This is a genomic window from Tychonema sp. LEGE 06208 (assembly GCF_015207505.1).
Classification (GTDB): domain Bacteria; phylum Cyanobacteriota; class Cyanobacteriia; order Cyanobacteriales; family Microcoleaceae; genus Microcoleus.
Map to the genome: position 1 here is coordinate 26,997 of NZ_JADEWT010000053.1, position 14,641 is coordinate 41,637.

Annotated in this window: 8 protein-coding genes, 1 tRNA gene and 2 pseudogenes; 4 read left to right on the forward strand and 7 right to left on the reverse strand. The window is 44.9% G+C overall.

The genetic code is table 11. The annotated features are described in order from the left end of the window. Positions 1-484: 484 nt before the first annotated feature. Positions 485-919 carry a CAAD domain-containing protein gene (locus IQ263_RS29855; RefSeq protein ID WP_333093038.1) on the reverse strand — a complete coding sequence of 145 codons (435 nt, stop codon included), beginning with the start codon at positions 917-919 and terminating at the stop codon, positions 485-487. Between the two features lie 366 nt (positions 920-1,285). Continuing rightward, positions 1,286-2,707: pseudogene (gene gltX / locus IQ263_RS29860) on the reverse strand (glutamate--tRNA ligase); the annotation flags it as partial. 309 nt (positions 2,708-3,016) lie between these two features. Here gltX and IQ263_RS15405 point away from each other — a divergent pair. The 3 genes from IQ263_RS15405 to IQ263_RS15415 all read left to right on the forward strand — a co-directional run bounded on the left by IQ263_RS15405 (position 3,017) and on the right by IQ263_RS15415 (position 5,128). Then, entirely contained in the window at positions 3,017-3,499 is a 483-nt protein-coding gene (locus IQ263_RS15405) for a thiol-disulfide oxidoreductase DCC family protein (protein ID WP_194068189.1), read from the forward strand. A 98-nt stretch (positions 3,500-3,597) separates the two neighbouring features. Beyond that, positions 3,598-3,813 carry a hypothetical protein gene (locus IQ263_RS15410; RefSeq protein WP_194012303.1) on the forward strand — a complete coding sequence of 72 codons (216 nt, stop codon included), beginning with the start codon at positions 3,598-3,600 and terminating at the stop codon, positions 3,811-3,813. Positions 3,814-3,916: 103 nt separating this feature from the next. After that, positions 3,917-5,128: a DNA cytosine methyltransferase gene (locus tag IQ263_RS15415; protein WP_194068190.1), complete on the forward strand. Its 1,212-nt coding sequence runs from the start codon at positions 3,917-3,919 to the stop codon at positions 5,126-5,128. Here IQ263_RS15415 and drmB read toward each other — a convergent pair. From drmB to IQ263_RS15440, 5 genes are all read right to left on the reverse strand, one after another. Further along, entirely contained in the window at positions 5,120-6,952 is a 1,833-nt protein-coding gene (gene drmB / locus IQ263_RS15420; protein ID WP_194068191.1) for a DUF1998 domain-containing protein, read from the reverse strand. The genes IQ263_RS15415 and drmB overlap by 9 nt on opposite strands. 2 nt (positions 6,953-6,954) lie before the next feature. Then, on the reverse strand, positions 6,955-10,929 hold the full coding sequence (drmA, locus tag IQ263_RS15425; protein ID WP_194068192.1) for a DISARM system helicase DrmA: 3,975 nt from the start codon (positions 10,927-10,929) through the stop codon (positions 6,955-6,957). 140 nt (positions 10,930-11,069) lie between these two features. Next, positions 11,070-11,143, reverse strand: a tRNA-Asp gene (locus IQ263_RS15430). 56 nt (positions 11,144-11,199) lie between these two features. After that, the gene (locus tag IQ263_RS15435) at positions 11,200-12,270 is read right to left on the reverse strand and encodes an esterase-like activity of phytase family protein (protein WP_370589105.1); all 1,071 of its coding nucleotides are present in this window, start codon (positions 12,268-12,270) and stop codon (positions 11,200-11,202) included. 120 nt (positions 12,271-12,390) lie between these two features. Further along, positions 12,391-14,241 carry a TM0106 family RecB-like putative nuclease gene (locus tag IQ263_RS15440; protein ID WP_194068194.1) on the reverse strand — a complete coding sequence of 617 codons (1,851 nt, stop codon included), beginning with the start codon at positions 14,239-14,241 and terminating at the stop codon, positions 12,391-12,393. 250 nt (positions 14,242-14,491) lie between these two features. Between IQ263_RS15440 and IQ263_RS15445 the strand changes: the two are divergent. Next, positions 14,492-14,641: pseudogene (locus IQ263_RS15445) on the forward strand (aminotransferase class V-fold PLP-dependent enzyme); the annotation flags it as partial.

Below are 14,641 nucleotides of genomic sequence, written 5' to 3' on the forward strand. Positions count from 1 at the left end.
GTAGTTGGTAGTTGGCAGTTGTTAGTGGTTAGTTGTTAGTTGTTAGTTGTTAATTGGCAGTTGTTAGTTGGCAGTTGTTAGTTGTTAGTTGTTAGTTGGCAGTTGTTAGTTGTTATATCAAATCCGGTAGCATCGGAATGATTCAGATATATATTCTCGGACTCTGTGTACTCTGTGTTCTAGCGCCGGTTAAATCATTCCGATGCAAGCGGAAACGATATTAGTTGTTAGTTGTTAGTTGTTAGTTGGTAGGGGCGGTGGATGGTGCGTGCGGGCCCTCAGTTGTTAGTTGGCCCGAAAGCATTAGTCAACAGTCAACAGTCAACAGTCAACAGTCAACAGTTAACAGTTAACAGTCAACAGTTAACAGTCAACAGTTATTAGTGAACAGTCAACAGTTAACAGTCATGAAAAAATCCGACACTAACAACTCATAAAAAGTTGTCAATGTCGGGCACAAATTCAACAAATTACCAGCAAAAGTTTAGGACTTTTTGCCAAAAATTTGTTCTTTCAAAGCTTGAATTTCTTGACCTAATTGTTGGCGGTTGGAAGAGCGCAACAAATAGCGGTAGACAAACCATGCGGTGTATCCGATACCGATTAGCTCAAATGTGGGTGCTAGCAGGGGGATGTCATTGAGTTCGTCTACTATGCCCAAAAGCACTTTCAAAGAAACAATCGAGGCTAAAATTACACCGACAACTGTCAGGGGGCTTTTGTACTGCTCGTAAAAGCTACCGATGTAAGCGGGAAACTCCGACAAAATTGAGATAATTTGTTCTTTGATCTGCTGGGTCTGACTTGGCGGTTCTTCGGTAATTATGACTTGTGTGGTACCGCTCGAACTGTCTGCTTCATTTTCAGCAGGAATTTCGGTGATGATAATTGTTTTTTCTGGTTCGTTTGATGAAGTCATTTCTCCACTCGCAATAGTTTTTTGCTGGTTGGCGGCAGGTATTTCAACTGCTGCTGCGACTGTTTCAAGAGCCGGTATTTCGACTGCTGCAACCTCCCCGTCGGTTGGTTCTAGAGCCGACACTTCGCCTGTTTCTGAAGTCGGTATTTCGACTGCTGTAACTTCTGCCGCCACTGCTTCAGGAGCCGATATTTCGACTGCTGAAACCTCTGGTGCTGAAGTCGGTATTTCGGCTGGTGAAACTTCCGCTGCTGGGTGTTGTGCGACAGAAGTTTCGGCGACTGTTTCTGCGTTTGGTTGTTCTGGGGTAGGAGTTTCGGCCGCGACACCAACAGCGGGCAAATTCAAGTTGCTAATGGCCTCAAGCAAGCGGGTTTTCGCTGTCCCGCGCTGGTGAAGGATTACCCAAGATTCTATCAGGTCGGGGCCGTGCATTGCACCTGTCAGAGCGGCTCTGAGCGATCGCATAATTAGCCCTTTGTTCAGATTTTTCTCTTTACTGAGCTTTTTAGTGATTTTCTGAGCTTCGGCTGACTGCAGGGTGGCATGACTTTCCAGAACTTCTAGAACTGCTTGTAAAGCCTCTGCAGCCCCTGGCTGCTGCAACTGTGCGAGTGCTTCTTCTTCGTATTCCACAGTGGGAGAGAAGAACAACTTGCACATATCGACAGCATCGGTTAAGCGAACGAGACTAGGGCCGATTAAAGCAGCTATTTGTTCGAGCCAGGGGCGGTCTGCCTCGGTGTCAAACTCATAACCGGCTTTCTGCCAATAAGGTATCAGCAAATCTGTCAATTGCGGTACTGGCATTTTGTGGAGATATTGACTGTTGAGCCAGTTGAGTTTGTCCCAGTCAAATTTTGCACCAGCTTTGTTGACTCGATAGAATGTAAATAATTCTGCAGCTTCGGACAGTGTAAATATTTCCTGCGTTGAATCCGGCGGAGTCCAACCGAGCAAAGTCATGTAATTGACTAAAGCTTCGGGGAGGTAGCCCATATCTTTGAAGTCAGAAATCGAGGTTACGCCGTCGCGTTTAGAAAGCTTTTGCCCTTGGGAGTTTAAAATCAGCGGCGTGTGGGCAAATTCTGGGATTGTCGCGCCCAAAGCTTCGTAGAGCAATATTTGTTTGGGAGTATTGCCGATGTGATCTTCGCCGCGGATGACGTGGGTGATGGCCATGTCGATGTCATCGACAACTACGGCGAGGTTGTAGAGTGGTTGGCCGATGACGCCGCCGCTGGATGCTCTGGCAATTACCATGTCGCCGCCGAGGTCGCTACCTTTCCAGGTTACGGTGTCGCGCACCATGTCGTTCCAAGAAATTGTGCGATCGTCGTCAATGATAAACCGAACCACAGCTTGTCGCCCTTCGCCTTCAAAAGCTGCGCGCTCTTTGCTTGTCAAGTTGCGGTGGCGGTTGTCGTAGCGGGGGGCTTGTTTGTTGGCTTTTTGTGCTTCCCGCATTTCGTCGAGTTCTTCCGACGTGGTGTAGCAGCGGTAGGCGAGTCCATTGTCTAGAAGGGTTTGGACTGCTTGGCGGTATATTTCCAGACGCTCGGACTGAAAACTCGGGCCTTCGTCCCAGTTCATCCCCAGCCATGTGAGTCCTTCGAGGATGTTATCGGTGTATTCGCTTTTAGAGCGTTCGACATCTGTGTCTTCTACCCGCAGGATGAATTGGCCACCTTGGTTGCGGGCAAACAGCCAGTTAAATACGGCGGTTCTGGCGGTACCGATGTGGAGGTTTCCGGTGGGACTGGGGGCTAGACGGACTCTGACATTCATGTATATTTTTGCTTTTAGATTGGGGTTGATTTGCTGGTTGGGGGAATCGCGGATGTTTCAGACTTTAAAATTTTATTATATTTTGTTGCCGAATTAACAGTTGTGCTTGGCAGGTGCTTGGCCTGGAATTGTTTGATATTTGATTGTTGGGCAACTGGGCAAAGGGCATCTTGATGATATTAGCATTGCGGGCGGCCAAGACTGAATTCACCTTTGGGACTATTTTCAAAGCACAAATAACTGTCGTAGGACTACCAAATAATTCTTGTAGAATGTTTGTGTGCGATCGCTCTTAAAACATATTTCCCTATGTCTGCTGCTAAAACCGAGTTTTCCGAATCTGTTGAGGTTAAGCCCTCTTGGCAAATCGAGTTGCTGTACGACGCTGAATGCCCGCTGTGCGTGCGAGAGGTGAATTTTTTGAAGAAACGGGATGCAGGGCGAGGTTTGGTGTCGTTTGTGGATATCGCGGAGGATGGCTATAACCCGGAAGCCCACGGCGGAGTTGACTACGAAACGGCGATGGGGCGGATTCACGCGGTGTTACCCGACGGTACGACGGTTAAAAATGTGGAGGTTTTTCGCCGTATTTATGAGATTTTGGGAATGGGATGGATTTATGCTGTTACTAAGTTGCCGGTGATTGGGGCGATCGCTAATTGGCTGTACGGAATTTGGGCAGATTGGCGGCTGAGGTTGACCCGAAGGCAGGATTTAGCAAGTATTATGAGCGATCGAACTGCGCGGATCGAGTGCGAAGTTCAAGGCCGCTGCCAACCAAACTCGAAATGAGTCATATTGAGTAAGTGCGATCGACGGATTTGCAGATTTCAGCAGGAACCAACTGCAACTAACATTAAAGATTGATTGATCGAAAGCAGGTAAAAACAATGCAAGATGCAGGATATACAGTCTTCATGGGCTTCGGCGGCCTCTGGGTAGTCATGGGAATTATCGCTGTGATTGTCCTGTTCAAATCGGACGGTCAAAAGTTGAGGTTTGGCAAATGGGGATTGTTGGTTGCTATTCCGATTCTAGTGCCGATCGTCCTAGTGTTACTCTATCAAATAGCCAGACCTTCGATGCTCCAACACCTGATAAACTAGCTCGGGAAAAATTCGATCGCCAGCAGCAGAAGTTTTTTTGCCAGTATTTTCGACTAAACTATACCACGTAGTAATTAGTTTACCTGAAAGACTGTCCTGATTGATGCCTAAGCAAACCAAGTCCACAATCAAAGCTCCTACTGTACTCGATCTCTTCTGCGGTGCAGGCGGGATGAGTTTAGGTTTTCAAAATGCCGGCTGCGAGATTATCGGAGGTATTGATAAAAATCCCCATGCCATCAGAACTCATCATAAAAACTTCCCTGACTGCCAGCTCAAGCTGGATGCCAAACCGATCGAATCCATTACAGATTTAAGTAAACTTGGTTTGCAGCCCGGAGAAGTTGATATTTTAATTGGCGGGCCGCCGTGCCAAGTATTTTCAGTAGTTGGTAAAGGCAAAATGAGGTCTTTAGGCAAAAATATTGAAAGGGATATTAGAAACTTTTTATACGAAGATTTTATTCGATTCCTTGAATATTATAAACCGTACTTTTTTGTAATTGAAAATGTTAATTATCTCAACAGCCACTGGATATTCCCTACTTTGATCCAAGATTTGGAAAATGGACTGCACAAAAAAGATGGCGACTATCCAGGCTATGATATTAGCTCAAAAATCTTAGTAGCTTCTGATTACGGCGTGCCTCAAATCCGAAAACGCCTGTTCATCGTCGGGCGGCGCAAGGATTTAAATCTAAATTTTGAGTTTCCCGAACCGAATACAGCTTCTCCTATTTCTGTGGGAGAAGCTATTGAAGATTTACCGCAATTAGAGCCTAAATGTCTGTCCTTAAAAACAAAAAATACGGCACCAAGGCAAGTTGACTCTGCCACAGATTACAAGTGCGGACCACAATCCGAATATCAAAAATTGATGAGAAGCCAATCTGACACAACAGTAATGAATCATCTTTGTCGCGCTCACAATGACAAAGATTTGTATATATTTAGCATCATGCCTCAAGGAGGAAAATATAAAAATATACCTGACGATCTTAAACGCTATAGCGATCAAATTTTTGAGGACAAGTACAGACGCTTAGAATCGCATAAACCTTCGTGGACACTAACAGCACATATGCAGAAAGACTGTTTAGCTTATATTCATCCAACTCAGACTAGAAGTATTTCTGTCAGAGAAGCTGCAAGACTGCAAAGTTTCCCAGATTTTTTTGTATTTGACGCACCTATGACTAGAATGTTTGAGTTAGTTGGTAATTCTGTGCCGCCTCTTTTAGCTGAGGCGATAGCCAAACCTATTGTCGAGCAAGTACAATCCTACTATGCAAGTATGCGAGATTTTTTACGGTAAATTGTCTAGTAACAATCCCCTGTCTAGTAAAGTATTTCTGTGTTCGCAGGAAGTTTCAGAAATTAACTGACACGCATAGCAAGCAGCACCGTTTACCTTGTCTTCTCCAAATTGTTCTTCAATACAAATCGGGTCATTAGAGCAAGCATCTATATTGCGAAGAGCAGATTTAAGAATGCGATCGAAATGGGGAACTAAACCGATTAATCCTCCCAGTGTCCCGTCGCCGCCCGATTGAGCAGTGTAAAGCAGCACACCTCCTGTTGTTTTATTGTTAACTGTAGAGGTATAAACTCGTTCTCGTATGGCCGCACTAGAGTAGCCAGAATCAACTGAAAGTGCTGTGATTAAACGGTGAGAGAGTGTATGCCACCACACAAAAACAGGATGCAAATACTCTTCTTTAGTTCCTGGCATAGCCTTGATTTTTCGGTAGCCTTCGGGTGCATTATAGGCGCGTCGCCAGCGATTGGGGGCTTCTCCTTGTAAAGGGAAATGCTCGGAAATTCCTTGAGGTTCGCGGTCTGATACAAAATCGATAAAAATTCCTTCACCAAACAATTCAACTCCAGGATGCCAAGCAATACGCTCGTTTGGAGGCACGTATTCAACCGGGACAATTTTCGGCTGATTTTTTTCATTGTCTGCATCAATTGGTCGCGTGTAGCCAATTTGTACCATTACTACTCGCAATCGGCTTAGCGGTGTTATCCTCAAAATTCGACCTGAATCTAAGTTGAATTGCCTCACATTTTCGATGTAGACTTCAAATTGATTCGGCCCTCCTGGTTTATCGGAACGCTGAGGAGGAGCACCGTCACAAGCTGCATTTTGCAAGCTGATAAATTCATCTTTTCTCAGTGTTGCTTCTGTTATTTCTTCGGAATTGTTTATTTCGCCTAAAATGTCAGCGATCGCTCCCATAATTTCCGCCTCATCATACTGATTAATAGTTTCAGTAATTGTGGGATCGAGGCGCTTTCCTTTAACTAAGTTGTTCAAAATCTGTACTAGCTGATTTTTAGAATTTACAGGTACGGCAACAAGAACATCTAAGACAGCACGACTTTGAAGGAGGCGGTGTAAAGCCGTATCTAATGGAGGAATTGTCAGTGCAGACCTGATTTCAGAAACTCGCAAATTAGCAGCACCGCGTTGAATTATTTTGGCTGGCTTTCCACATCCAGTACCTTCTTCTGAGCCTCGTTCTATAAATTTACCCCTACATGGAAACTTTCTAGAATAAGCCTTTCCAAAGTTTTGTTTAGCGTCACAATTTGGACAGGTAATCTGAATATTTTTGATGGCACCTCCACCGCCTTGCCACTTGTAGAAACTTGAACCAGAACATTTAGCCGTGTGTTTCATGAGCGAGGCCCAAGGAACTTCATCAACGTGTCCGTGGGAGCAAGCTAAAACAAAGCGAACGGCTTCTTCGCGAGACTTCGCCCATGCGTCTACCCATGTGCGTTTCTTGGGACAGTCAGGACAATCTATTAAAGACTGATTTTCGTATCTGTAAAGAATGCCGTGATTTGGACACAGAGACCACCTCGGAAAATTATAAGCGTTATATACCACTAAATTTTCTTTGTATCCTAATTCAGCGTTAGATGGTAGCCGAAAGATTTTTTTGTTATTCAACAAAGTTTGTGAAAGCCGCAAGTCTCGAATTTCATAAATCTCAGGATGACTATTATCAAATAGCCGGGAATGGCTGGGAGAGGCGATCGCAACTGGGCCGTCTGGCGTTTCCAGAATGCTGCCGGGCCCAAAAGTTGTAATGTACTGTGAAGGCCGCAGAGATTGACCTTTTGATGCCATAATTAACCTCGTTGATTTTCTGAGTTTTGTCGATAATTTGAGGGAATGCTACCAAAGCGTGTCATTCCTTCTACGTCGCGCAATGACTGGGGAGCATTCCGATAGACGACGGAAAAGTTTCGTTCTTGATGTTGCTCATCTCCTAAGACAACGGGCTTGGTTGGATCTTTATCGATCGCATATTCTTCATAAACCAGATTGTTTTCATTTTCTGCGACTGTTTTCCAGCGATCGAAGCCTGCTCGCACTTCGCGATCGACCTGATCTTCTGGCGGGCGGCGAATTGGCAGTTGAATTTGCGATCGCCTGTTAATTACTTGATCGATCGCCTCTAATTCCTCCGCTTTGCGATTATTTTGCATCACAGAAGCATTGCTCCTTGCCGCCCATTCCGCCAAAACAGGTACATTCTGAATTTCTCTGGCTTGGCGCAGCAATGCGACGGCTACGGGCCCCATACCTCGCTCTCTAGCCCTAGCAGCGAATGGTGTGACTGTAATCGGTTCAACATAGCGATAAATAGCTCTGTGATACCCAGTAAAAAACTCGTAATGGTCTAAGTCTCTCGGACGGCTAGCTCTGAAGAAAGTAATGACTAAACCTCCTTGAGAACGACCGACTCGACCTGTAGCTTGAATGTAGGATGAAGTAGTTTTCGGCTGACCGTTGACAATCATTAAACCTAGGCGATCGATATCAACACCTGTACCAAACATTGACGTACTCAAAACAATATCTTTGGCTTCAGGCAATGATTGGGCGAGGCTGCTCAATAAACCTGGCAGTTCCGTCGAATCCTTGCGGCTGGAAAGCTCTATTTCTTCGCCTAACTCTCGTTGAGCAACTCCTTTAATATCTGCAACATACTTCAGCCGTTCCGCAATATCTTGGCGGTAAAGAGTCAAGGCTCCAGCTAACTCTCTAATCGCATTAAAATAACCAACTAGCGTCCAGTACGGATCGCAATCTGTGTCATTATATTCTCCTTGTCTCAGTTCCCAAATACTTTGGAGCATTGACGAGTACAGCCGAACAATCGGAGTTTGAGCGCCCTTACCAGGAGCACACACAGCAACATACAGGCGACCGCTAGGATGTCGATCGTTTTCATCAGTATCTATGGGGTGAACATTCGCTGGCGTTCTGGCAAAAAAGCTATCTGCTGCTGACAGACTCATCGGTGGAAATTGAAATACATTGCGGTCAAACAGGCATTGTATTTGGGATTGAGACTGTCGTACCGTTGCAGTAGAGGCAATATATTTAGGTTTGACAATTTGACCGCGATACATTTGTTCGCACAAAGTATCAACAGCCGTTTCATAAAGCCCTACCATACTGCCTAATGGGCCTTCAATTAAATGCAGCTCGTCTTGTAAAATCAAGTCGGGCGGTAACAGCGGATGCACATCTTTTTTATGCTTTTGAGGAGATGTTGACTCAACTCCTGCATTCGCACGGTAGTAACCTTCTCTGCTGCAATAGCGATTGACGTTGCCAAAAAGAGAGCCTGCTTTTGGCTCAAATGCTAAACGGGCAAATTTATCTACTGTAGCAACCAGTAAAGAAGGAATGCGCGAATAAATTTGGTCGTCTACTGTAAATGCTGAAATTGGGATTCTGGAAGAGTGCGAGCTTTGTTTGAAAGCTGCTATTGGATTTTCCCAAACCAATTTATTAGAAATGTTGAAGAGAGGCTTAGATGTTTGGTTAAATTGAATGGGTACTTTTTCATTCCATTGCTTAGCCGTGTTTAGGTAGCAGTTGGGACTGGGACAGTAAATTTCAAAATTTTCGATATTTTCGGCACCGCGGCTGCCTTGATAAGCTTTCTTAAAATATCCCGACCTGCTAATTCTGAAAGCAACTAATTCTGTATCGATTGAGTGAGGTTTTACTTGAGTTCTCCACCAATCATCTAATTGTCCCGATAAAAGTCTGACACCTTCTTTTAAATTAAAATTAATTGATAGTGTAATATAACCTTCAGCATTGCTGTTGTTAGATACAGAAAAAATAGGAGCTTTTGCCATTTCCTCTAAAGGTATAACGTGGCGAGCAAGTAAGCTGGGTTTAACTTCACCTTTGATGACCAAATAAATAGTATGTCCGTCTTGTTTTGCACCCAAACCATCTTTGGGAATAGCTAGAATTGAGCCGCAACAAGGACAGTTAAGAATCTGAGCAGGTTCTCCCTCTGCTTTTTGCCCTTTGAGGGCATCAATAGCACCCGCCCTGAGATATGACGATCCTTTTAGACTGTTGGGCGTAACACTTCCCCCAACCCACAATCCGGCAGAAAAGCGCGTAGTTCCCCAAATGTTACTATCTTTCAAGCTACACTTTGGAGGTCTCCAACCGACAGGTGCACTGGTTCCTAAATTTTCAACTCGCAACACTTCACAGGCGACAATTAAGCCTAAAGCACGACGAAACTGTTGAATTGTTAAGAGTCTGAGGGTGTATCGAGAAATGACGCTAATACCGTGTCCGGTGCGATCGCCCTCGGGATCTTTCTGAGATCTCAATCTTCTCAATCCCATAGTGAAAGCAGCTAAACCCAAGTACGCCTCAGTCTTGCCGCCGCCAGTCGCAAATGCTAATAAGTCGCAAGTTGCGCGATCGGGGTGGAGTGGATTGGCTATCGCCGGAATATTCACTAACACAAAAGCAAGTTGAAAAGGTCGCCATCTAAATTCATCTCTCTTACCCTTCCAAGAAGCCTGCAAATCAATTGCTTTATTAGCTAAACAGAAAGCCAGCCTAACTTCCTCATCCTCAGCGATCAGATCGATCGCTTCTTGAATTCTTGCCATTGCTTGACGGCAGGTTGCTAAGTGTCGGTTAGCGGCCCTGCGATATCTACTCTCCAAGCGATCGACTGCTGTGGCTTGTTGACCTATCCAAGCTGCATATCCATGGACAAGAGGTTGCAGCGCCTCCCGAATTGCGATCGGATTCCAGGTTTGGGCTAATGCAGTTGTCCTGAGTTCAGGAGGATGTCCAGTTTCCAAATCCCAATCAATTTCTGGAGATTGAATCGGATAACAAGGGACATATTCTGTTCGGCATTCAGGTTTAGCAAACTTTTGCCGCTGCTCTTTTCCGTATTCAGAATCGACAACTTCTGCGTCAATCCACAGCAAGGGATTTTCTACCTGACAAGGACGTTCGGGGTCTATTTCTGCCCAAACAGCAGCGCACAAATGACCCCGCGCGTAAGCTTGATACTCTCGATATATGAGTGCTAACGATTCATCTTCTTCTTCAAGACTTCCCGCCGCAGGAACCTCCGCAGCCGGTTCAAAACTATCAAAAGGTAAAAGTTCAGTATTTTCTGCACAAAGGACTCGAATTTGAGGCTGAAAAATCATATCGCCTGTCTGAAACCGCCGTTTTCCCGACTCTTCCATCGGGTCAATCAGAGAAGTTTCATTAACTAGGTAAATCGATACTTTGTAAGTATTGTCACCCCGCCGCGCGCTGCGAAGAGTAATTCTAACCGCATCTATTTCGGGGATTTGTAAAAATTCGGAAATAGGTGTTATTTCCGGAGTTAGGTAGCAATGTGGAACTCGCCTGAAAACTTGTTTTCCCTGCGGATCTTTTTGATCTTGATACCGCGCCCAAGTTGCACAAAAAGCTATCTGCGGTTTCCCTGTATCTGTAGCGCGGACAATAAAAGAAATCCCCATAGAACGGGGTAAAGACTTGGGATCTAAAATCGGGGCTGCTGCTGCAATTGGGGATTCTTCGTCGGAATCGTCATCGCCGCATTCATCTATCCCAGTCCCTAAAGTTTCAGCCTCTCCTTCAATTTCCTTAGCATCCTCCTCGCTAGCATCTCGCGGGATCAGGACACCGGTGATGAACTCATTACGGGGGTCTTGGGTGCTGGGTAACACCTCGAAACAAGACTCTCTCGGGCCGAGAACTTCCTGTCTGAGACGGAGTAGCAGTTCTGTGCGTACTGACACAATATACCTTCTGCAGTTGGTTAGAATCCAGCCTTGTACTGCGCTTGCCGATCGTACAAGGAGTTATCCTTGAGTATAAATTAAAACAGTTCAGCTTTTTTACAAAGCTGAACTGCTTAAACTTTATATTTACGAGAGAACGGGACAGACGGGGCTCGAACCCGCAACTTCCGCCGTGACAGGGCGGTGCTCTAACCAATTGAACTACTGTCCCTCGTTTTGCCGTTCTTTCAGGCACAATTTCTATTATGCCTATAACTTCACCTTTTGTCAAGAGGTTTTTTGAACTTTTATTTGGAAGCCCAAAATCTGAGTCTCTTGTAGGGGACTGAAGTTGTTGTCGCTGACCAAAATCAGACCTCTGCTACCATCGGCTAACTCCGGGCCGAATGTCAACCCCTCAATGTTGTCTAGGGGAATTTTTAGGGTTTCCAAGTCCAGCAGCAGCCGTTTTTGAGCGGGAGAAACCTCGCCCCGACTGCTTTTGAGGCTTTCTATCCCTTCTATGCGATCGGCTTTTTCCAAAGAAACCTCAAATAGCCTAACAGTAACGCCGGTTTCCAGGGAGAAAGCACGCTCTAAACTCAGCAAGCGCTTGTCGTCGATCGCCAACAAATCCGCTAAACCATTGGTAGTGAATTTTCCCACAGGATTTGCACCAGGGGGTAGCGGTTCGGTGATGTAGGCAAAGGAGGCATCTGGATTGCCGCTTAACGCATCGTAGCGCAGAATCCGGCACGGGCTGCCTTTTTCCAGAGAAGGCACGGCGCCATCCTGTACCATAGCGTTTTCGGTGGCGGTGAATAGATATTGGCGATCGGGAGTTAAAGTCAAACTTTCAAAGGATAGATTGTTGCGAATGCCTTTAGTGCCTTTGTCGTCTGGCAAAAATAGATCGGGAATTGGCAGCGTTTTGAGCAGTTTACCGTCGAGGGAGAATTCTTTGATGAAAGGATTGATTTGGCGATCGACATCTCCCTCCGAAGAAACAAACACGCTATTGCCCGCAAAAGTTATCCCCTCTAGATCTAAACTTAAACTCGGAAAACTTTCGCCCTTTTCATCTAATAAAGTAGTGACACCAGTAAATTCAATATTTTCTTTTTCCAATTTACCCGATTTCAAGTTTATTTTGAGAGAATAAAAGCGAGCCGGAGCCTTGCTGCTGCGGTCATCCGAAATGGCATAATAAACTTGTTTTTCGGCATCGTAGGTAATCCCCGAAAGTCCGCCAATCTCCGTCCCCTGAAACGGAGAACCAGTAGGAAATATTGCTCTGCCGATAAAATCTATTTTGGTAAGGGCGAAAGATTGGACTGACAAATTTATCAAAATTGCCACAGTTGCTGCTATCAAAAAACAGGAAATAAATATAATTATTTTTGCTGACTTTCGCATCTTACTATCTTCTCTTTCTAACTTCGCGCCCTTTGCGCCTTCGCGGTTCGTTTAATCATAAAATCACCGTTTCTGATTCAGCAAAAAATTAGTCAACCAATCTTTCACCACATAAGTAGCGCGACAGTCGTCCTCATTGTAGCGGACGATCGCCTCCAAGATCGATCGATCGCCAGTTTTGAGCCAATCATCGTACCAACAGACACACTGAGCCCCATTAGCCTTAGCATCGCGCCAGTCAAAACCCAACCAGCGGGCGATGGGTTTGAGTGCATAACTTTCCACCGGCATAATCGCCTTTTGCGTCACTTGTTTGTGAATATCTACAAACCGTTTCAGCACTGGTTTCCACAAATAAGCTGGAGTATTGTAAAGTTTAGCTAGGCGTTTAAAAGTCTTGACTTCGTAGTCGCAAAAGTGGAAAATCGGAGCAATAGGATAAGCCCACATTAATTCTAAAAATTGCTCCCAAATTGCACCTTCCTCTGCTGCTGATTCTGCCAGAAAACCGTGGAATTTTTCAGTTTTGTTGTACCTATCGACAACTAAGACTCCGTGGAGATAATCTAAATTCATCTCCGGTTCCGCTTCAATGTCAAAATAGAGTTCGATTGGGGCTACCGACAAAAAAACAGATTGAGAATAGGGAATTGGTTTGCTGCGGAGAATAGGCGCAGGCTTTGCTGGTGCTGCTGGTTTATTTTCTCTAATTTTTACTTCTTCAACTGTGATGTCATTCAAGATATTATCTACAATATCTGGTACTATTTCAGATAAGTTAAGTTGTTCTAAATTCTCACTTCTACCTTCTTCTATATCCTTGATCCGTGTATCCATGTCAAAATCCGTGTCGTGCCTTCCTTCTTCCTTCTTCCCTCTTCCGACTTCCATCGAACTGACATCCGTTACATCCGTTATAAAATCCGTTGCCGAACTTCCTTCTTCCCGCAACAGCGGTTGATTTAACAAATGAGATTGAGCTTGCCGCACCACATCAAAAGCAACTCTGTCGGGAAATTCTGGATAATCGGCCAGCAATTCGGAATTAGCATTAGCGAGAGATTCTACATCAGTAATTCCTAGAGTTTTTAGTCTAGCATAGCGGCCGGCAGTAACTCCGGGCAATAGCGAAAGATGTTTAATAGATTCTGCTTCCCCATGACAAGTAGTATACCAACCGCAAAGATTGCATTTTTGGCGGGAAATGAACACTTCGGGTTTATCCATATTTTCTATCATCTGAATGCAGCGATCTAATATCTCGAACATCTGAGGATTTCGCCGATCGATATTCACTTCCCAAAACCCTTTTTTTCGCAGCATTAGCCACGCAGATTCGGGGATTTTTCCCTGCACGGCCGCTAATATTCTGGCGTGAAAAGCTGCAATAATTTGATAGTCTAGCTTTGGTCGTTTGCTGAGCCAAATATCGGCAGTAACGTAACTCCAATCGCCAAATTTGGATTGTCCTGGCTGTTTGATTAATAAATGCGGGCGGCTGACGAGGGTAATATTTGAAGAGTGCGGAGTGGAGGATGAAAGATGAATATTAGTTTGGGAGACTTCCCCCGTATCTGAGAAATATTGACCGTCAATTCCTACCATAGAAGTTAATTTACCGTTGGTTTGGCCCAATTCGCCTTGGATTAGAACTCCTCGGTAAATGCGATCGACTCCTTGCTGCATTAAACTCAATGTAGCGATCGCGCCAGCTTCCCAATCCCCTCTAGGATAATATGGTTGTTGGTAAGTCTCGTGTTCCAAAACCTGCTGCTGGTATGCGGCGCTGTCGCGCATCAGTTTCAGCAAAAAGTCGCTGGGGGGATCTAGTTGTTTCCAGTCTCCGCAGGTGTCTAAAAATGCTCGGAGATTGCATCGTTGATAGGAAAGTAGCAGTTTGTCAGTTATTAACATTTAGTATTCGCAAGGCAGAGAATAATTAGAAGTCATTAGTCATTGGTCATTGGTCATTAGTCATTAGTCGGGAGGATTTATGCGGCATCTAAAAAGTAGGTTTCAGGACGACTTACTGTGTTCAAATAGCACTACAAATGCCCAAAAGAGATGCTAGCGGAGGAAGAAGGAAGAAGAAACCTTTTTTAGAGAGGTTTTGGACGATCGACATTTATGCAATATTAACGTTATCAATAATTCCCCAAAAAAAATGACAAAGGACAATCACCGGCAACAATTTTCAGCTTTGGCCAATAAAGCTTATTTTAACTACGGCGGACAAGGGCCGCTGCCTGAGCCTGCTTTAGAGGCGATTTATGAGGCTTACAAGCGGGTGCAGCTTGGGGGGCCGTTTTCGGGG